The organism is Chromobacterium sp. HL1 (genome assembly GCF_057418835.1).
Genome location: NZ_CP162399.1, coordinates 458,959 through 479,034 on the forward strand (window position 1 = coordinate 458,959; position 20,076 = coordinate 479,034).

Sequence of the window (20,076 nt, forward strand, 5' to 3'; positions counted from 1 at the left end):
CAGAACGAATAACCGATAGGTGTAAGTGCTCGGTCGATGGCCAAACACTTGCACTGCAAGACGAGAAATGTCTCGATGTTTCTTTGATCTTGCGTGCCAGAAAATTTGCTTGGAATTGAACTGAAGAGTTTGATCCTGGCTCAGATTGAACGCTGGCGGCATGCTTTACACATGCAAGTCGAACGGTAACAGGGTGCTTGCACCGCTGACGAGTGGCGAACGGGTGAGTAATGCATCGGAATGTACCGTGTAATGGGGGATAGCTCGGCGAAAGCCGGATTAATACCGCATACGCCCTGAGGGGGAAAGTGGGGGACCGTAAGGCCTCACGTTATACGAGCAGCCGATGTCTGATTAGCTAGTTGGTGAGGTAAAGGCTCACCAAGGCGTCGATCAGTAGCGGGTCTGAGAGGATGATCCGCCACACTGGGACTGAGACACGGCCCAGACTCCTACGGGAGGCAGCAGTGGGGAATTTTGGACAATGGGCGCAAGCCTGATCCAGCCATGCCGCGTGTCTGAAGAAGGCCTTCGGGTTGTAAAGGACTTTTGTCCGGGAGCAAATCCTAGTGGTTAATAACCGCTGGGTCTGAGAGTACCGGAAGAATAAGCACCGGCTAACTACGTGCCAGCAGCCGCGGTAATACGTAGGGTGCAAGCGTTAATCGGAATTACTGGGCGTAAAGCGTGCGCAGGCGGTTGTGCAAGTCTGATGTGAAAGCCCCGGGCTTAACCTGGGAACGGCATTGGAGACTGCACGACTAGAGTGCGTCAGAGGGGGGTAGAATTCCGCGTGTAGCAGTGAAATGCGTAGAGATGCGGAGGAATACCGATGGCGAAGGCAGCCCCCTGGGATGACACTGACGCTCATGCACGAAAGCGTGGGGAGCAAACAGGATTAGATACCCTGGTAGTCCACGCCCTAAACGATGTCAACTAGCTGTTGGGGGTTTGAATCCTTGGTAGCGTAGCTAACGCGAGAAGTTGACCGCCTGGGGAGTACGGCCGCAAGGTTAAAACTCAAAGGAATTGACGGGGACCCGCACAAGCGGTGGATGATGTGGATTAATTCGATGCAACGCGAAAAACCTTACCTGGTCTTGACATGTAACGAACGCTGCAGAGATGTGGCGGTGCCCGAAAGGGAGCGTTAACACAGGTGCTGCATGGCTGTCGTCAGCTCGTGTCGTGAGATGTTGGGTTAAGTCCCGCAACGAGCGCAACCCTTGCCATTAGTTGCCATCATTAAGTTGGGCACTCTAATGGGACTGCCGGTGACAAACCGGAGGAAGGTGGGGATGACGTCAAGTCCTCATGGCCCTTATGACCAGGGCTTCACACGTCATACAATGGTCGGTACAGAGGGTCGCGAAGCCGCGAGGTGGAGCCAATCTCATAAAACCGATCGTAGTCCGGATCGCACTCTGCAACTCGAGTGCGTGAAGTCGGAATCGCTAGTAATCGCAGATCAGCATGCTGCGGTGAATACGTTCCCGGGTCTTGTACACACCGCCCGTCACACCATGGGAGTGAGTTTCACCAGAAGTGGGTAGGCTAACCGTAAGGAGGCCGCTTACCACGGTGGGATTCATGACTGGGGTGAAGTCGTAACAAGGTAGCCGTAGGGGAACCTGCGGCTGGATCACCTCCTTTCTAGAGAAGGTTGTTGATCGAGTACTTACAGCCTATCGGTTATTTGTAGTTAAGGGCGTCAGCCAGCGATGGCTGAACAAGAAATGGGTTTGTAGCTCAGCTGGTTAGAGCACCGTCTTGATAAGGCGGGGGTCGTTGGTTCGAGTCCAACCAGACCCACCAGAATTTCTGTTGTCGGAGTAATCCGGCCGCACAAATAAAGCTGAAAGGCAAGGCGAAAGGCGGCGAAGTGTGCTGATGCACACGAGGCGCGTTTCAATGCGGCATTTCAGGTTTAGAGGGGGATTAGCTCAGTTGGGAGAGCACCTGCTTTGCAAGCAGGGGGTCGTCGGTTCGATCCCGTCATCCTCCACCACAACTCAAACACAAGCGAGTTTGCAAGATAGCTTGATTGTGTTTGCGTTGTATTTTTAACGCCCGATCTTTAACAAACTGAAGAAGCCGAATATATAAAGACGGCGAGAAGGAAGCGTAGAGTTAACTCTTTACGCGGACGGATCGTCATCTTGGGTATTTGATTGTATCTAGGCTACGTCGCCATATCAAAAGGGGCGGTGTAGTCGTCGCACAAACACACTTGTTGTTTTGGTGATCTAGGTTACTGAAATGATAGGGTCAAGCGACTAAGTGCATCTGGTGGATGCCTTGGCGATCATAGGCGAAGAAGGACGTGTAAGCCTGCGAAAAGCGCGGGGGAGCTGGCAATAGAGCTTTGATCCCGCGATGTCCGAATGGGGAAACCCCTCCGCAAGGAGATCCCAGACTGAATCCATAGGTCTGAGGAGGCGAACGCAGCGAACTGAAACATCTAAGTAGCTGCAGGAAAAGAAATCAACCGAGATTCCGTTAGTAGTGGCGAGCGAACGCGGAAGAGCCTGTACGTGTTATGGATTGTGTTAGTGGAAGGTTCATGGAAAGGACCGCCATAGTGGGTGATAGCCCCGTACACGAAAACGCATTCCAAGGACTAGGCGTACGATAAGTAGGGCGGGACACGAGAAATCCTGTCTGAAGATGGGGGGACCATCCTCCAAGGCTAAATACTCATGATCGACCGATAGTGAACCAGTACCGTGAGGGAAAGGCGAAAAGAACCCCGGGAGGGGAGTGAAATAGAACCTGAAACCGGATGCATACAAACAGTGGGAGCGGACTTGTTCCGTGACTGCGTACCTTTTGTATAATGGGTCAGCGACTTACGTTCAGTAGCGAGCTTAACCGAATAGGGGAGGCGTAGGGAAACCGAGTCCGAATAGGGCGATTTAGTTGCTGGGCGTAGACCCGAAACCGAGTGATCTATCCATGGCCAGGATGAAGGTGCGGTAACACGCACTGGAGGTCCGAACCCACTAGTGTTGCAAAACTAGGGGATGAGCTGTGGATAGGGGTGAAAGGCTAAACAAACTCGGAGATAGCTGGTTCTCCCCGAAAACTATTTAGGTAGTGCCTCATGTATCACTTCCGGGGGTAAAGCACTGTTATGGCTAGGGGGTCATTGCGATTTACCAAACCATGGCAAACTCTGAATACCGGAAAGTGCGAGCATGGGAGACAGACGGTGGGTGCTAACGTCCATCGTCAAGAGGGAAACAACCCAGACCGCCAGCTAAGGTCCCAAATGATCAGTTAAGTGGTAAACGAGGTGGGAAGGCATAGACAGCCAGGATGTTGGCTTAGAAGCAGCCATCATTTAAAGAAAGCGTAATAGCTCACTGGTCGAGTCGTCCTGCGCGGAAGATGTAACGGGGCTCAAACTGATAACCGAAGCTGCGGATTTGCACGTAAGTGCAGATGGTAGGGGAGCGTTCTGTAGGTCTGTGAAGGTGTCTCGTAAGGGATGCTGGAGATATCAGAAGTGCGAATGCTGACATGAGTAGCGATAAAGCGGGTGAAAAGCCCGCTCGCCGAAAGCCCAAGGTTTCCTACGCAACGTTCATCGGCGTAGGGTGAGTCGGCCCCTAAGGCGAGGCTGAAAAGCGTAGTCGATGGGAAACGGGTTAAAATTCCCGTACTTTTATGCAGTGCGATGTGGGGACGGAGAAGGTTAGGTCATCAGACTGTTGGAATAGTCTGTTTAAGCCGGTAGGCTGGGGTGGTAGGCAAATCCGCCGCCCCTTAAGGCCGAGACGTGATGACGAGGGTCTACGGACCTGAAGTGACTGATACCACGCTTCCAGGAAAAGCCACTAAGCTTCAGCTGCATAAGAACCGTACCGCAAACCGACACAGGTGGGCAGGATGAGAATTCTAAGGCGCTTGAGAGAACTCAGGAGAAGGAACTCGGCAAATTGATACCGTAACTTCGGGAGAAGGTATGCCTCTTAGAGTGAATCCCCTGCGGGAGGAGCTTTGAGAGGTCGCAGAGAATCGGTGGCTGCGACTGTTTAACAAAAACACAGCACTGTGCCAACACGAAAGTGGACGTATACGGTGTGACGCCTGCCCGGTGCTGGAAGGTTAAGTGATGGGGTGCAAGCTCTTGATCGAAGCCCCAGTAAACGGCGGCCGTAACTATAACGGTCCTAAGGTAGCGAAATTCCTTGTCGGGTAAGTTCCGACCCGCACGAATGGCGTAACGATGGCCACACTGTCTCCTCCTGAGACTCAGCGAAGTTGAAGTGTTTGTGAAGATGCAATCTCCCCGCTGCTAGACGGAAAGACCCCGTGAACCTTTACTGTAGCTTTGCATTGGACTTTGAACAGACTTGTGTAGGATAGGTGGGAGGCTATGAAGTGGGAACGCTAGTTCTCATGGAGCCGTCCTTGAAATACCACCCTGGTGTGTTTGAGGTTCTAACCTTGGTCCGTGATCCGGATTGGGGACAGTGCATGGTAGGCAGTTTGACTGGGGCGGTCTCCTCCCAAAGTGTAACGGAGGAGTTCGAAGGTTACCTAGGTACGGTCGGAAATCGTGCTGATAGTGCAATGGCAAAAGGTAGCTTAACTGCGAGACCGACAAGTCGAGCAGGTGCGAAAGCAGGACATAGTGATCCGGTGGTTCTGAATGGAAGGGCCATCGCTCAACGGATAAAAGGTACTCCGGGGATAACAGGCTGATACCGCCCAAGAGTTCACATCGACGGCGGTGTTTGGCACCTCGATGTCGGCTCATCACATCCTGGGGCTGTAGCCGGTCCCAAGGGTATGGCTGTTCGCCATTTAAAGTGGTACGTGAGCTGGGTTCAAAACGTCGTGAGACAGTTTGGTCCCTATCTGCAGTGGGCGTTGGAAGTTTGACGGGGGCTGCTCCTAGTACGAGAGGACCGGAGTGGACGCACCTCTGGTGTACCGGTTGTGACGCCAGTCGCATTGCCGGGTAGCTAAGTGCGGAAGAGATAACCGCTGAAAGCATCTAAGCGGGAAACTCGCCTGAAGATGAGACTTCCCTGAGGGCTTGACCCTCCTGAAGAGTCGTTCGAGACCAGGACGTTGATAGGTCGGGTGTGGAAGCGCTGTGAGGCGTTAAGCTAACCGATACTAATTGCTCGTGAGGCTTGATCCTATCATTTGAGTGGCTTGGGAAACTGAGCGACGAGATAGTGTTGTGCGGCACAATTGAATACCGAATATATGTGGGGTGGTGTAGACCATCCCAGGCTTCTTCAAGTTTGTACCAGTTTATGTCTGGTGGCCATAGCGAGGTGGTCCCACGCCTTCCCATCCCGAACAGGACCGTGAAACGCCTTAGCGCCGATGATAGTGTGGCATTCGCCATGTGAAAGTAGGACACCGCCAGACGCCCCATTGCAAAGCCCAGCTCACACGAGCTGGGCTTTATGCATTGTGCTGTTGAACGGCGACACAGAAGCCTCCCCAAAGGGAGGCTTTGTTGCGTCCGGACGGAGCCGCCGCTTCTCCTTATCTTCCGTTTTCCTTCTCTTTTCCTGGCTTGTTGTTGGGTGCCGATGCGGCAAACGCCATACCCATGTCTTAATTGCGGGTTTGATGAACTAAGTCGCCGGTGATCATCTAAATAAATAGTTACTGAATAAAATTAAAAAACTTTATACCACTGCACTAGGAAAGGACGCGAATGAGCGAGCATCTGTGTCGGGAAGGCCATTGCGGCGAAACCATCGGCCGGCGGACGGTGATGAAAACCGCGCTGGGCGCGGCGGCGCTATTTGCCATCGGCGCCAACGGGGGCGTGAACGGCGTGGCTTACGCGGCGTCTTTGAGCAAGACGCAGCGGGACGCGATGACGCCGGAGCAGGTGCTGGCGGAGATGGCCAAGGGCAATGAACGTTTCCGCACCGGCAAGCCGATGCAGCACGATTACCTGGCGCAAAAGCGTTCCAGCGCCGAGGGGCAATACCCCGCCGCGGTGGTGCTCAGTTGCATAGACTCGCGCGCGCCGGCGGAAATCGTGATGGACGCCGGCATAGGCGACACCTTCAATTCGCGGGTGGCCGGCAATGTGGTGAATGACGACTTGCTGGGCAGCATGGAGTTCGCCTGCGCGGTTGCCGGCGCCAAGGTGGTGCTGGTGATGGGGCATACCGCCTGTGGGGCGATCAAGGGGGCTATCGACCACGTGGAGCTGGGCAATCTGACCGGCTTGCTGGCGCGCATCCGCCCGGCGATTGCGCAGACCCTCTACGAGGGTGAGCGCAGCAGCAAGAACGCGGAGTTTGTCGACGCGGTGGCGCGCAGCAATGTGCTGCATACCATTGATCAGATCCGCAAGCGCAGCGATGTGCTGGCCAAGCTGGAGAAGGAGGGCCGGATCAAGATCGCCGGCGCCATGTACCATTTGAGCGGCGGCCGCCTCGAGTTTCTGTAAGCGCCGTCGATAGGGGGCCGGCGGCGTTCAGCTCGCCGGCGCTCTCAGCCCCGCCATGTCTTCCTCCGAACAGACCTCGATGCCGGCCTGCCGCAATAGGCTGGCGGCCACGCCTTCCCCGTCCTTGAGCGTGCCGGAAAACTCGCCGTCGTAGATGCGGCGCGTGCCGCAGGAGGGGCTGTTGGCTTTCAACAGCGCTTGTCGGCAGCCATGGGCTTGCGCCAGACGCAGGCATGCCTGGGCGCCGCGCAGAAAGGCGGCGCTGACGTCTTCGCCTGCGGCGGTTTCCACGGTGGCCTGGCAGCGCAAGGCGGCCGCGCCGTCGCCGCCGCGCAGTTCCGCCGCCGGCCTAGGCGTGGGCAGCCCGCCCATGCATTCGGGACAGGTGGAGATCAGGGTGAAATCCCGGCGTAATCGCGCCCAGTCCCGTTCGGCCAGCGGTTTGGCCTGGCCGTCGTAGCGCACGGGCTGTCCCAGCAGGCAGGCGCTGACCAGCAAAGTCGGTTTCATTTCCATCGCGTTTCCAATAGCGCCGCCAGCTTGAGCGCGGCGGCGTGAAGTTCCTGTTCCTCCACGCCTGCGTAGCCCAGCACCAGCCCGCTGCGGTCCGGCCGTCCGATGAAGTGCTTGGCCAGCGGGCGCAGCCACAGTTGCTGCCGGGCGGCGGCCTGGCTGAGTTCCTCTTCGTCGAAGCCGGCGGGCAGTTGCGCGACCAAGTGCAGGCCGGCCTCGCCTGCGGACAGCGGCAGCGCGTCTCCCAAGGCGCGCTGCAGGGTGCCGCGCAGCAGTTGTTGCCGCAGTTGGTAGAGTTCACGCATATGTTTGATGTGGCGGGCGAAATGGCCTTGTTCGATGAAATCGGCCAAGGCCGCCTGCACCTGATAATTGCCTTCCCGGTACAAGCGCGCCTGCACGCGGCGGAACGGTTCCACCAATTCTTCCGGCAGGATCAGATAGCCCAGGCCCAGCGCCGGAAACATCACTTTGCTGAAGGTGCCGAGATAAATGACGTGTTCGCTGTCGGCCAGGCCTTGCAGGGAGGCGATGGGGTGGGTGGCGTAGCGGAATTCGCTGTCGTAGTCGTCCTCGATGATCCAGCTGTCGTGCTGTTTGGCTAATTGCAGCAGCGCGAGCCGCCGCGCCAGCGACATGACGACGCCGGTCGGGTATTGGTGGGACGGCGTGATGTAAATCAGGCGCGGCGGCGCGGCCTGATGCGCGGGCGTCGGGGCCATGCCCTGAGCGTCGACCGGGATCGGGACGATGTCCAATTCCGACGCGCGCAGCGCGGCTTGCGCGCCGCTGTAGCCGGGGTCTTCCACCCAGGCGGCGTCGCCGGGGTCGGCCAATAGCCGTGCGAGTAATTCCAGCCCTTGTTGCGCGCCCTGGATGATGACGATTTGCTCCGGCTGGCAGCGCACCGAGCGCGATAGATACAGGTATTGGCTGAGGGAACGCTTGAGCTCGGGCAGGCCGCCGTCGTGGCGATAATGAAGATGATCCAGTTGCGGACGCTGGATATGGTGCTGTAGGCAACGCTGCCACTGGGCGTGGGGGAATTGCTTCAGTTCCGGCGTGCCGGGGGCGAAGGCGCCGGCCAGCCCGGTGGGCAGCGAGCACTGCCCGGAGACGCGTTGGCCGCGCTGAGACAGCCCCGGGTGTTGCGGAGCGCGCAGAGGCGGCGAGGCGCTGGGGCTGAACAGGGCGGCGACATAAGTGCCGGAGCCGTGGCGGCTTTCCAGATAGCCTTCGGCGGCCAGTTGCTCGTAGGCGTTGAGAATGGTGTTGCGGCCCAGCGCCAGCTCCGCCGCCAGCGCGCGGCTGGCGGGCAAGGGCGCGCCGCCGGCCAGCTGACCGGCGCGGATCAGTTCGCGCAATAAACGGTAGAGCTGGCGCGCCAAACTTTCCGCGCCCTGGCGTTGCAAGCGCTGACGCAGGAAATCGATCAACCACTCGGCGGACAAAGTGGTTCCTTCGGATTTTGCATGGTGGCACTGTTTGGGGTATGACTTGTCGCTTAGGCTAACAGCATTCCCAGAGCCGCAGGAGAAAAAAATGTTGAGTCAGCAGGATTTTTACGCCGCCAAGCTGGCGTACGAGATGGACGCGGCCGATGTCTGGAGCGCCTTGCAAGCCGGGGAGAAACTGGTTCTGATCGACGCCCGCGCGGAAGAGGCCTTCCGCAAGGAAACCCTGCCCGGCGCCGTGTCCGTGCCGCACCGGACCATGGATGAGGGGAGCACCGCGCATTTGCCCAAGGATGCGGTCCTGGTGTCGTTCTGCGACGGCATAGGCTGCAACGCGTCGACCAAGGGCGCTTTGAAGCTGGCGCGTCTCGGTTTCAATGTGCGCGAACTGCAAGGCGGCCTGGATTGGTGGGTGCGCGATGGCTACGCGACCACGGCGCGCGCCGGCGTCGCCGTGTCCTGCGCATGCTGAAAGGGGCTGCGATGTTGGAAACGGGCATGGCGCAGGCGGGCGAGGCCAACGCTCTGGGGCAGGCGGTGGGATGGCCGGTGGCCGACTGGCGCGAGGCGGCTTGGCCGCCTAAGACGGATCTGCAGGGACGCTTCTGCCGGCTGGAGCCGTTGCAGGCGGAGCGGCACGGTCCCGCTTTGTTCGCGGCGATGGGCGCGGACGCGGAAGCGCGCAACTGGACTTATCTGAGTTACGGGCCGTTTGCCGATTACGCTGACTACTACGGCTGGCTGGTCGAGCAGCAATGGCGGCGCGATCCGCATTTTTACGCGATCGTGGACGCGGTCAGCGGGGAGGCGCTGGGCGTGGCCGCCTATCTGCGCATCGATCCGGCCATGGGCTGCATCGAAGTCGGGCATCTGAATTTCTCGCCCTTGCTGCAGCGTCGGCCGGCGGCGACGGAAGCGATGTATCTGTTGATGCGCCAGGCCTTTGAGCTGGGCTATCGCCGTTATGAGTGGAAGTGCGACGCGCTGAACCTGCCTTCGCAGCGGGCGGCGCAGCGGCTGGGCTTCCGCTTCGAAGGCGTGTTCCGGCAGGCCATGGTCTACAAGGGGCGCAATCGCGACACCGCCTGGTTTTCCATCCTGGATCAGGAGTGGCCGGCCTTGCGGCAAGGCTTCGAAGCCTGGCTGTCCGCGGACAACTTCGACGCGGCGGGCGGGCAGCGCCGGACGCTGGCGCAATGGCGGGACGGGGATTGATTTTGCCGGCGGACTTCAAGCCGCCCCGCTAGGCAGGTACAATGAGTGTTTGATTTATTGAATAGATTTGCTTGCCAGATGAAATCCCTGCCGCGTAATGCCCGCATCAAGGGCGAGCCGTTCTTGCCCAACCGCTTCATTTTTGGTGATGCCGTCGACGATCAGGGCCTGGAAGGTTCCGAGTACCTGATTCACACGGAAACGCCGGCTTTTGTCTGCCGCCTGCTTGGCGACGACGACACCGACTTTCCCGGCCGCGAGCGGGAAGGCCTGGTCAGTGCCATGCTGTTCGACGAGGCGGACAATGTGACGGTCTATGTCTGCAATCTGCGCCTGCGCTTGTTCGATTTCAACTTCAGCAATGAAGACGAGATGCCGACCGTGGGCCAGTTGCAGGCGATCTGCGACGAGGCGATGCAGGCTTATCAGCGCCTGCACAAGGCCTACGCTGACCGCGAGGCCGCCGGCCCGGTGCCGCGCGAGATGCGCGCCGGCCCCACCGAGCCGCTGCCGCCGGCGGAGCGCGGCCGCGCGGTGAACCAATTGGTGGAACTGGCACGGCGCGCGGTGGATCAGCCTATGGACCGGGCGCAGCTGGCGGGCGAGGTGCAGATGGCGCTGGCGGCCGGCGATCAGGCGGTGTTCACCGAATCGCAATTGGCGCTGTTGTCCCAGCCGGCCGCGAGGCAGTTGCTGGTGAATTGCGCGCGCGACGCGATCGCCTTCCCCGAGGTGATGCGCAAGGACGGCGCCGTGGTGTCGTTCGAGCTGTGGGCTTTGCCGTTCGCGTTTTCACGCGCCCAGGGCGGGGTGTGGTGGCATTTCCCGCAGCTGGAGCGGCTGGAGGTGGCGCTGGCGGACGCGCTGGAGGTGCCGGAGCAGTCGATATTGTGGATTTCTCCCACCTTGTTCACGCTGGAGATGCTGAACGAGCGCGCCTGCCAGGACTTGGTGCAATTGGCGCCGGTGATGGACGCCGGCTGCGATTTCGCGCCGCTGGACCCGGACTCCTCGCGCGCCACTTACGAGGCGGCGCGCAAGACCAACGAGCCGCAATTGGTGCTGGCCTGGATTCCCTTCCTGGTGGAGCGCGGCGCTTTGCCGCCGGAGCAGGCGCGCCGTCTGGCGCGCAAGGCGCTGGACGCGGCGATGCCGCTGGTGCAGCAGGCGGTGGGGGCCGAGATGGAATACGGCGAGGCCGAGCTGTTCGCGCCGCTGCCTTGGTGGGAGGCGGTGCAGACCGGCGTGCGAGCCTGGAACCGCAAACGCCTGGGCGTGACCGCGGCGCTGCTGGCCGCGAGCGCCGGCGGAGTGCAGGAACTGGAGGCGGTGGCGGAATACCAGCCGGAATTGCAGGGCTATGAGGTGGGCTTCCGCCTGCGCGGTCGCGAGGAATCCGCCGCGCACGCGCCGTGGCTGGTGACGCCGGACGTGGCGCCTGAGCGCGACGAGGCCTGGCGCGATCTGGCTGAATGCCTGAAAGAGGCCGGCATCCCCTTGTCGGAGACCTTGGCCAAGTTCCACTGAGGCCATTGTCTTCGCCATAAGAATCTGTTTACGGTCTCGCGAGCTAAGGCGAGACAAGGCGAAAACGGCTGAGAAAGCGGAATGTACACACGGTACATGAGCATTTCGAAGGTGTACTCACCGTGTAACGCGTCCACGACGCGCAGCAGATCGTAAATAGGTTCTAAAAAACGGGCTGGATTTCCAGCCCGTTTCGCATTGGCGCGGCGCTTTACTGGTCGATGCCGCCCAGCAGCACGTATTTGATTTCCAGATAGTCCTCGATGCCGTACTTGGAGCCTTCGCGGCCCAGACCGGATTGCTTGACGCCGCCGAAGGGCGCGGCCTCGTTGGACAGGATGCCGGTGTTGACCGCCACCATGCCGTATTCCAGGCCCTCGGACACGCGGAAGATGCGGCCGATGTCGCGGGCGTAGAAGTAGCTGGCCAGGCCGAACTCGGTGTCGTTGGCCATCTGGATCGCTTCCGTCTCGCTGTGGAAGCGGAACAGCGGCGCCAGCGGGCCGAAGGTTTCCTCCTTGGCCACCTTCATCCGCGGCGTGACGTCGGTGATCACCGTCGGTTCGAAGAAGCTGTGGCCCAGCGCGTGGCGCTTGCCGCCGGCCACCAGCTTGCCGCCCTTGGCCAGCGCGTCGGCGATGTGCTCTTCCACTTTGCTCACCGCGTTCATGTCTATCATCGGGCCCTGGGTGACGCCGGCCTCCAGGCCGTTGCCCACCTTGAGCTTGGCTACCGCGGCGGCGAACTTCTCGGCGAAGGCGTCGTAGACGCCGTCCTGCACCAGCAGCCGGTTGGCGCAGACGCAGGTCTGGCCGGCGTTGCGGTATTTGGAGATGATGGCGCCTTCCACCGCGGCGTCGAGGTCGGCGTCGTCGAAGACGATGAAGGGCGCGTTGCCGCCCAGTTCCATCGACACTTTCTTGACGGTGTCCGCGCATTGGGCGATCAGCTTGCGGCCCACTTCGGTGGAGCCGGTGAAGGAGAATTTCTTCACGGTGTCGCTGCCGGTCAGCACCGCGCCGATTTCGCTGGAGCCGCCGGTCAGCACCGAGAACACGCCGGCGGGAATGCCGGCGCGCTCGGCCAGCGCCGCCAGGGCCAAGGCGGACAGCGGGGTCTGGCTGGCCGGACGCACCACCATCGGGCAGCCGGCGGCCAGCGCCGGCGCCGCTTTGCGTGTGATCATCGCATTGGGGAAGTTCCACGGCGTGATCGCGGCGGTCACGCCTATCGGCTCCTTGTTGACCAGGATGCGTTTGTCGGCGCCGGGAGAGGGGATGGTGTCGCCGTACAGGCGCTTGGCTTCTTCGGCATACCACTCGATATAGGACGCGCCGTAGGCGATTTCGCCCTTGGCTTCCGAGAGCGGCTTGCCCTGTTCGCAGGTGAGGATGACGGCCAGATCGTCCTGGTTCGCCATCACCAGATCGAACCAGCGGCGCAGCAGGGCGGCGCGTTCTTTCGCCGGCTTGCGCTTCCAGACGAGGAAGGCCTCGGCCGCGCCGGCCACGGCGCGCTCGGCTTCGGCCTTGCCCATCTTGGGCACGCTGGCGATGATTTCGCCGGTGGCCGGGTTGCTCACCGGGATGGTTTCGCCGTTGTCGGCGTCAAGCCAGGCGCCGTTCACATAGCACTGCTGTTTCAGCAGCGAGGGGTCTTTCAGGTTCAACATGCGGCTCTCCAACGCGGAAGATGTCGGATAAGGCCCGCGCCGGGCGGCGCGGGCCTTGGACTTTGAACAGGCGCTTAAGCTTTGAGCGCGGCTTCCAGCTTGGCCAGGGCTTCTTCGAACACCGCGTCTTCTATGGTCAGCGGGAACAGGAAACGGACCACGTTGGCGTAGACGCCGCAGGTCAGCAGGATCAGGCCGGATTCCAGCGCCTTGGTCTGCACTTTCTTGGCGAAGTCCGGATCAGGCTGCGGGTTGCCGGGCTGATTGAACTCCACCGCCAGCATCGCGCCCAGTCCGCGGACTTCGGCGATCTGCGGCACTGCGTTTTTCAGGCCGTGCAGTTTTTCCTTCAGCAGCTCGCCCAGACGGTTGGCGCGCTCCAGCAGCTTTTCTTCCGCGATGACGTCGATCACCGCCAGCGCCGCTGCCACCGCCAGCGGGTTGCCGGCATAGGTGCCGCCCAGGCCGCCGGGCGCCGGAGCGTCCATCAGCTCGGCGCGGCCGGTCAGCGCGGACAGCGGGAAGCCGCCGGCCAGCGATTTGGCCATGGTGATCAGGTCGGCCTGCACCGGGTAGTGTTCCATCGCGAACAGCTTGCCGGTGCGGGCGAAGCCGGATTGCACCTCGTCGGCGATCAGCAGGATGCCGTGTTCGTCGCAGATCTTGCGCAGCTGCACCACCCATTCGCTGGGCGCGGCGTAGAAACCGCCTTCGCCCTGCACCGGTTCGAAGATGATGGCGGCGACGCGCTTGGGATCGACATCGTATTTGAACAGTTTTTCCAGACCGTGCAGGGAGTCTTCCACGGACACGCCGTGCAGCGCGTTGGGATAGGGAGCGTGATAGACGTCGCTGGGGAAGGGGCCGAAGCCCACTTTATACGGCGCCACCTTGCCGGTCAGCGCCATGCCCAGCAGGGTGCGGCCGTGGAAGGCGCCGCCGAAGGCGATGACGCCGGCGCGGCCGGTGGCGGCGCGCGCCACTTTCACCGCGTTTTCCACCGCTTCGGCGCCGGTGGTGAACAGCGCGGTTTTCTTGGCGTGCTGGCCCGGGGTCAGCTGGTTCAGCCGTTCGGTCAGGCGGATATAGGATTCGTAGGGGACGACTTGATAGCAGGTGTGGCTGAAGCGGGACAGTTGTTCCGCCACCGCGGCCTGCACCTTGTCGTGCAGATGGCCGGTGTTCAAGACGCCGATGCCGCCGGCGAAGTCGATGTAGCGTTTGCCGTCGGTATCCCAGACTTCGGCATTCTTGGCGCGCTCGGCAAAGAAGCCGCACATGACGCCCACGCCGCGCGGGGTGGCGTCGGCCTTGCGTTGCATCAAATCCTTATTGCTCATCTGCTCTCTCCTCGACGTTGTGCGGTCGGCGCCGCATCGGACGGGCCGCCGCGAATCGGTGTCGGAACGGGGCCGGTCTGTCATGGCGCCGGTTGCCGCTCCGTGGTTTTTTGCTTTCATTATTGCTGTCTGACCATCTCAGGCATTCTATGTTCGTGTTTAGCAAAAAGCTACACGCGCACTAAAAAATTAAACACCTGTTGCGTGGATGCCAGCGGAGGAGTGCGGAAGGGATGGGGAGGTGGCGACCACGCCGGCTGGCATGGCCGCGGAGAAGGGGTCTTAGGACGTGTTTACGATCTCGCGAGCTAAGGCGAGACAAGGCGAAAACGGCTGAGAAAGCGGAATGTACACGTGGTACATGAGCATTTCGAATGCTGTTTTCAACGCCGTATCGCCGACGCGCAGCAGATCGTAAACAGGTTCTTAACGGCGGATGACGGCGTTGACCTTGCTCAGTACCTCGCTATCCAATTGGCCGGCGGCCTGGGATAAGGACAGCCGCGCGATCAGATACTCGTACTTGGCGGTGGCCAGGCTGGTCAGCGTCGAGTAGTAAGCCTGTTCGGCCTGCAGCAGATCGATATTGGTGCGGATGCCGACCTCCTTGCCCAGGCGGGTGGATTCCACCTTGCTCTTGGCCGAGATCAGCAGCTGTTCCTGGGCCCGCACCAGCGCCGCGCCATTGGTGACGCCGAGGAAGGTGCGGCGCACGTCTTCGCGCACCTGGCGTCGGGTGGCTTCCAGCTTGTCCTTGGCGGACTCCTGCTGCGCCGCCGCCTCGCGCACTTGCGAATTGATGCCGCCGCCGGCGAACAGGGGCAGGGTGACGCCGACGCCTATGCTGCTGCCGCGGGTGTGCGGCTGCTGCATCGGGGCGCGGGTCTGGGTGTCGCTGTAGCCGGCGGTCAGGCTGATCACCGGCAGGTGGCCGCCCTTTTTCTCGGTGACGTTCTTGTCGGCGATCTCCAGCGCCTGCTCGGCGGTCTTGATGCTCAGGCTGTTGCGCAGGGCCAGCCCGATCCAGGCTTCCAGCGTGGCCGGGGTCGGCAGTTCCAGCGGCAGTTTGTCCAGCACCGGCTGGATGGTCTTGGGGTCCAGCCCGGTGACGCGGCGCAGATTGTTTTCCGCCAGCTCCAGGCTGTTGATCGCCTTGATTTCCTGGGCCACCGCGCCGTCGTAGCCGGCCTGAGCCTCGTGCGTGTCGGTGATGGTGGCGGTGCCCACTTCGAAGGCGGTCTTGGCCTGCTCCAGTTGTTGCTGGAAGGTTTTCTTGCTGGCGCTGGTGGCGGACAGGGTGTCCTTGGCCAGCAGCACGTTGAAATAGGCCTGCGAGGTGTCCAGGATCAACTGCTGTTCGGCGGCGCTGAAGCTGGTTTCCGCCTGCTGCGTCGCCAGTTTGCCTTTTTGATAGCCGGTGTATTTGCCCACGTCGAATAGCGGCTGCTGCAGATTGACGCCGTAGGTGGTGGAGTCGTAACGGCCCTGGCCGGCCGGCGCGATCGGATTGGTGTAATTGTAATTGGCGGTGGCGCCGACCTGGGGCATCAGCAGCGCGCGGCCCTGCGGCGCTTTTTCGCGGCCGGCGTCCAGGTCGGAGCGCGCGGCGGCGAAGTCGGCGTTGTAGTCGCGGGCGGCGCGCCAGGCTTCCACCAGGTCGAAAGCGTGGACCGGCAGGGCGAAGCCCAGCAGCAACAGGCTGCCCAGCAGGGGCGAGCGGAATCGGGTCTTGTTCATTGGTGTTTATTTGCTCGGTTTGTTTTGTGTGCTTGTGTGTGGCGGCAAGGCGCCGTCAGGCCGGAGGCCGCCGTATCTTGAACCATTGCGCGTACAGCGCCGGCAGGAACAGCAGGGTCAGCACCGTGGCCACCAGCAGCCCGCCCATGATGGCCACGGCCATCGGTCCCCAGAACGTGCTGCGGCTCAGCGGGATCATCGCCAGGATCGCCGCCAATGCCGTCAGCATGATAGGCCTAAAACGTCTAATTGTGGAGCCGACAATCGCATGCCAGGGATCGATGCCGTCGCGAATATCGTGCTCGATCTGATCGACTAGGATAACCGAGTTGCGCATGATCATGCCGGACAGCGCGATCACCCCCAGCATGGCGACGAAGCCGAAGGGCGCGCTGAAGGCGATCAGGGTCAGCGTCACGCCTATCATGCCCAGCGGCGCGGTCAGCAGCACCATGATGGTGCGCTGCACGCTGTGCAACTGCAACATCAGCAGGGTCACCACCACCACCAGCATCAGCGGCGCCACCGCGGCGATGGCTTTTTGCGATTTGGCGCTGGACTCCATACTGCCGCCGGTTTCGATGTGATAGCCCAGCGGCAGCGTCCGCTCCAATTCTTGCATCTTGGGCTGCAACTGCCGGGAGATGTCCGCGCCCTGGGCGCCTTCCGCCGGGTCCGCGCTCACGGTGATGGCGGGCAGGCGGTTGCGCCGCCAGATGATGCTTTCCTCAGGCTGGTATTCGATGTGTCCGATTTGCGACACCGGCACGAAGCGGCCGCTGCCGGTTTGTATCATCAAATTGCCGAGGCCGGCGACGTTCTTGCGCTCGTCCGGATTGAGCCGGGCGACGATGGCAATGGCCTGGTCGCCTTCGCGGAAGCTGGTGACGGCGGCGCCGGAAATCAGCATCTGCAATTGCTGGGACAATTGCTGCGAGGACAGGCCGAGCGCGCGCGCCTTGTCCTGATCGATGCGGATGCGCAGCGCCTTCACCTGCTCGCCCCAATTGATGTTGACCTGGCGGGTGGACGGATGCGCGCGCATCAGCGCCTCCACCTGGGCGGCGATGGCGCGCACCTTGGCGTGGTCCTCGCCCATTACCCGGAATTGCACCGCGTAGCCCACCGGCGGGCCGTTTTCCAGCCGGGTCACCCGGCCGCGGACATTGGGGAAGTCGTTGTCGAACAGCTTTTCCAGCCGTTTCTTCACGTCTTCGCGCACATGTTCGTCGCGGGTCATCAACATCAGCTGCGCGTAGTTCAGATGCTGCAGCTGCTGATCCAGCGGCAGATAGAAGCGCGGACTGCCGCTGCCCACGTAGCTGGTGACGCTGACGATGTCCGGGTCGCGCTTGAGCAGCGCTTCCAGTTTTTCCACCTCGCGCTCCGTGGCCTGATGGCTGGCGCCGCGCGGCAGCCACATGTCCACCATCAGCTCGGGCCGGTTGGAGGAGGGGAAGAATTGCTGGGCCACCAGCAATTTGAAGGCGAGCAAGGACAGCACGAAGGCGGCCAGCGTCAGCGCGATCACGGTCTTGCGCCGCTCCAGGCACCACTCCACCACCCGGCGGAAGCGCCGGTAGAACGGCTTGTCGTAGACATCGTGCGCCTCGTGGTGTTGCAGGTTTTCCGGCAGCAGCTTGTAGCCCAGATAGGGGGTGAACACCACTGCGACGATCCAGGACAGCACCAGCGCGATGCCCACCACGGCGAACAGGCTGAATACGTATTCGCCGGCATTGGACTTGGCGATGCCCACCGGCAGGAAGGTGGCGGCGGTGATCAGGGTGCCGGTCAGCATCGGGAAGGCGGTGCTGGTATAGGCGAAGGTGGCGGCCTGGAACTTGCTCCAGCCCTGCTCCAGTTTCAGCGCCATCATTTCCACCGCGATGATGGCGTCGTCCACCAGCAGGCCCAGCGCGATGATCAGCGATCCCAGCGAGATGCGTTGCAGGTCGATGTTGAAGAAATACATCGCCAGAAAGGTCATCGCCAGCACCAGCGGAATGGACAGCGCCACCACGATGCCGGTGCGCAGGCCCAGGCTGAAGAAGCTGACTGCCAGCACGATGACCACCGCCTCCACCAGAGAACGCATGAATTCGCTCACCGCGTTCTTGACCACCTTGGGTTGGTCCGACACCGAGTGGATCTCCAGACCCACCGGCATCTTGGACTGGATCTGCCGCATGGCCTCGTCCAGGTTCTTGCCCAGGCGCAGCACGTCGCCGCCGGCCTTCATGGTGATGGCCATGCCCAGCACCGGCTTGCCGTTGAAGCGCATGGTATTTTGCGGCGGGTCGATGTAGCCGCGTTTGACCGTGGCGATGTCGCCGAGGCGGAAGGTTTTGCCGTTGACGGTGACCGGGGTGGCGGCGATGGCCTCCACGCTGGCGTAGTTGCCGGTGGGACGGACCCAGATGCGGTCGCTGGCGGTTTCGAACACGCCGGACGGCGTCATCGCGTTTTGCTGTTGCAAGGCTTTCCAGATCGCGCCGGTGTCCAGGCCCAGCGAAGCCAGCTTGGCGGTGGACAGGTCTACGTAGACGCGCTGCTCCTGCACGCCCAGCAGGCTGACCTTGGCCACATCCGGCACGCGCAGGATCTCGCGCTTGGCGTCCTCCAGGTATTGGCGCACTTCCTCGTAGCTGAAGCCGTCGCCGGCGAAGGCGTAGATATTGCCGAAGGTGTCGCCGAACTCGTCGTTGAAGAAGGGCCCCTGGATGTCGGCCGGCAGGGTGGCGCGGATATCGCCTATCTTCTTGCGCACCTGATACCAGAGCTGCTGCACGTTCTTGGGCGGCACGTCCTCGCGCACCGAAATCAGCAACAGGCTTTCACCGGGCTTGGTATAGCTTTGGACGAAGTCGATTTCGCCCATTTCCTGCAGCTTCTCCTCAAGCTTGTTGGTGACCTGTTGTTCCATTTCCAGCGTGCCGGCGCCGGGCCAGTAGGCTTGCACCAGCATGGCCTTGAAGGTGAATTCCGGGTCTTCCTTCTGGCCCAGCTGGGTGTAAGCCCAGACGCCGGCCAGCATCAGCATCACCATCAAATAGCGCACCAGCGACTGGTGGCGCAGCGCCCATTCCGACAGGTTCAGTTTTTTCATGGCCGTCTCAGCGCTCCAACAGTTTCACGGCCTGGCCGTCGCGCAGCAGATGGATGCCGGCGGTGACGATCTTGTCGCCCGCTTGCACGCCCTGGGACAAGGTGGCGGAGTCGGCGTCGACGCGGCTGACCGTCACCGCGCGGCGGGCGACTTTGCCGTTGGCGGCGATCAGCCAGACATAGTGCTTGCCCTGCTCGTCCAGCAGCGCGGTCAGCGGCAGCCGCATCTGCGCGTCGGCGGCGTCCGGCAGCGCGACGCTGGCGGTCATCCCCAGTTGCAGGCGGCTGGAATCGCCGCCGATGGCGACGCGCGCCGGATAGGTGCGGGTGGCCGGGTCGGCGTCGGCCGCCAGTTCGCGCAGCGTGCCCGTCATCGGCGCGCCGCCGTTCCACAAGCGCACCTGGAACTGTCCGGCGCGGCGCACCTTGTCCAGCGCGTTTTCCGGCACCTGGATCGCGGCCTCGCGCGGGCCGTCTTGGGACAGACGCGCCATCGGCTGGCCGGCGGCCACCACCAGGCCGGGTTCGGCGGCCATCTGGCTCAGCACGCCGTCGGCGTCCGCCACCAGGCTGGTGTAGCCGGTCTGATTGCGGCTGGCCGCCAGCTGGGCCCTGGCCTGGTCCACCTTGGCGCGGGCGGCGTTGACCGCGTTTTGCTGGCCGTCCACCTGGGACTGGCTGACGAACTGCTTGGCCAGCAGCTCGCGGTAGCGTTTCAGATTCAGTTCCTGCTGGCCGAGATCGGACTGCGCGGCGGCCAGTTGAGCTTGTTTGGCCGACAGGTCCAGCGCGTAGTCGCTGGGGTCCAGCCGCGCCAGCGTCTGGCCTTTCTTCACCCGGTCACCGCTATTGGCCAGCTTGGCCACCACCTTGCCGGCCACGCGGAAGGCCAGATTGGTCTCGTGGCGGGCGCGGATTTCGCCGGCGTAGCTATCGCCCTGCTGCTGGGCGGCGGCGCCGGCCACCACGTAGCGGACCGGGCGCGGCGCTTCCGGCGGCGCCTCCGGCTTGCTGCAGGCGGCGAGGGTCAGGCTGGCGATGCCCAGCCAGAGGCAATGAGCGGCAGTTTTCATG

At 61.8% G+C, this 20,076-nt stretch carries 11 protein-coding genes, 2 tRNA genes and 3 rRNA genes; 9 read left to right on the plus strand and 7 right to left on the minus strand.

Translation table 11 applies throughout. The features are described from left to right. Window positions 1-117: 117 nt before the first annotated feature. The 6 genes from AB1Z25_RS02225 to AB1Z25_RS02250 all read left to right on the plus strand — a co-directional run bounded on the left by AB1Z25_RS02225 (window position 118) and on the right by AB1Z25_RS02250 (window position 6,436). Window positions 118-1,653, plus strand: a 16S ribosomal RNA gene (locus AB1Z25_RS02225). 85 nt (window positions 1,654-1,738) lie between these two features. Continuing rightward, a tRNA-Ile gene (locus tag AB1Z25_RS02230) sits at window positions 1,739-1,815 on the plus strand. Window positions 1,816-1,932: 117 nt separating this feature from the next. Further along, a tRNA-Ala gene (locus AB1Z25_RS02235) sits at window positions 1,933-2,008 on the plus strand. Window positions 2,009-2,266: 258 nt separating this feature from the next. Next, window positions 2,267-5,155 (plus strand): 23S ribosomal RNA (locus AB1Z25_RS02240). Between the two features lie 121 nt (window positions 5,156-5,276). Continuing rightward, window positions 5,277-5,391, plus strand: a 5S ribosomal RNA gene (gene rrf, locus AB1Z25_RS02245). The 16S, 23S and 5S rRNA genes sit together here with 2 tRNA genes alongside, the layout of an rRNA operon. Before the next feature lie 295 nt (window positions 5,392-5,686). Further along, window positions 5,687-6,436, plus strand: a complete 750-nt coding sequence (locus AB1Z25_RS02250; protein ID WP_486636491.1) for a carbonic anhydrase family protein — start codon at window positions 5,687-5,689, stop codon at window positions 6,434-6,436. A 27-nt stretch (window positions 6,437-6,463) separates the two neighbouring features. Here AB1Z25_RS02250 and AB1Z25_RS02255 read toward each other — a convergent pair whose 3' ends face one another. Both AB1Z25_RS02255 and pdxR read right to left on the minus strand, forming a co-directional pair. Next, window positions 6,464-6,946: a 2-thiouracil desulfurase family protein gene (locus AB1Z25_RS02255; protein ID WP_486636492.1), complete on the minus strand. Its 483-nt coding sequence runs from the start codon at window positions 6,944-6,946 to the stop codon at window positions 6,464-6,466. Then, entirely contained in the window at window positions 6,943-8,400 is a 1,458-nt protein-coding gene (gene pdxR / locus AB1Z25_RS02260) for a MocR-like pyridoxine biosynthesis transcription factor PdxR (protein ID WP_486636493.1), read from the minus strand. Before pdxR ends, AB1Z25_RS02255 begins: the two co-directional genes overlap by 4 nt. A gap of 91 nt (window positions 8,401-8,491) precedes the next feature. Here pdxR and AB1Z25_RS02265 point away from each other — a divergent pair, with 91 nt between their 5' ends. From AB1Z25_RS02265 to AB1Z25_RS02275, 3 genes are all read left to right on the plus strand, one after another. Further along, complete coding sequence (locus tag AB1Z25_RS02265) at window positions 8,492-8,875, plus strand: rhodanese-like domain-containing protein (protein WP_253315086.1); 384 nt, start codon at window positions 8,492-8,494, stop codon at window positions 8,873-8,875. Window positions 8,876-8,886: 11 nt separating this feature from the next. Continuing rightward, window positions 8,887-9,618 carry a GNAT family N-acetyltransferase gene (locus tag AB1Z25_RS02270; protein WP_486636494.1) on the plus strand — a complete coding sequence of 244 codons (732 nt, stop codon included), beginning with the start codon at window positions 8,887-8,889 and terminating at the stop codon, window positions 9,616-9,618. Between the two features lie 78 nt (window positions 9,619-9,696). Beyond that, window positions 9,697-11,145, plus strand: a complete 1,449-nt coding sequence (locus AB1Z25_RS02275; RefSeq protein ID WP_107798043.1) for a hypothetical protein — start codon at window positions 9,697-9,699, stop codon at window positions 11,143-11,145. 211 nt (window positions 11,146-11,356) lie between these two features. Here AB1Z25_RS02275 and gabD read toward each other — a convergent pair whose 3' ends face one another. The 5 genes from gabD to AB1Z25_RS02300 form a co-directional block, all read right to left on the minus strand. Continuing rightward, window positions 11,357-12,817 (minus strand): NADP-dependent succinate-semialdehyde dehydrogenase, encoded by a 1,461-nt coding sequence (gene gabD, locus AB1Z25_RS02280; RefSeq protein ID WP_253315084.1) that lies wholly within the window; start codon window positions 12,815-12,817, stop codon window positions 11,357-11,359. Window positions 12,818-12,891: 74 nt separating this feature from the next. Next, entirely contained in the window at window positions 12,892-14,157 is a 1,266-nt protein-coding gene (gene gabT, locus AB1Z25_RS02285; protein WP_486636495.1) for a 4-aminobutyrate--2-oxoglutarate transaminase, read from the minus strand. 426 nt (window positions 14,158-14,583) lie between these two features. Beyond that, window positions 14,584-15,894, minus strand: coding sequence for a TolC family outer membrane protein (locus tag AB1Z25_RS02290; RefSeq protein ID WP_107798046.1), 1,311 nt, complete (start codon window positions 15,892-15,894; stop codon window positions 14,584-14,586). Window positions 15,895-15,949: 55 nt separating this feature from the next. Continuing rightward, window positions 15,950-19,003, minus strand: coding sequence for an efflux RND transporter permease subunit (locus tag AB1Z25_RS02295; RefSeq protein WP_253315083.1), 3,054 nt, complete (start codon window positions 19,001-19,003; stop codon window positions 15,950-15,952). A gap of 7 nt (window positions 19,004-19,010) precedes the next feature. Further along, window positions 19,011-20,075, minus strand: a complete 1,065-nt coding sequence (locus AB1Z25_RS02300; protein WP_227106758.1) for an efflux RND transporter periplasmic adaptor subunit — start codon at window positions 20,073-20,075, stop codon at window positions 19,011-19,013. Between the last annotated feature and the right edge of the window lies 1 nt (window position 20,076).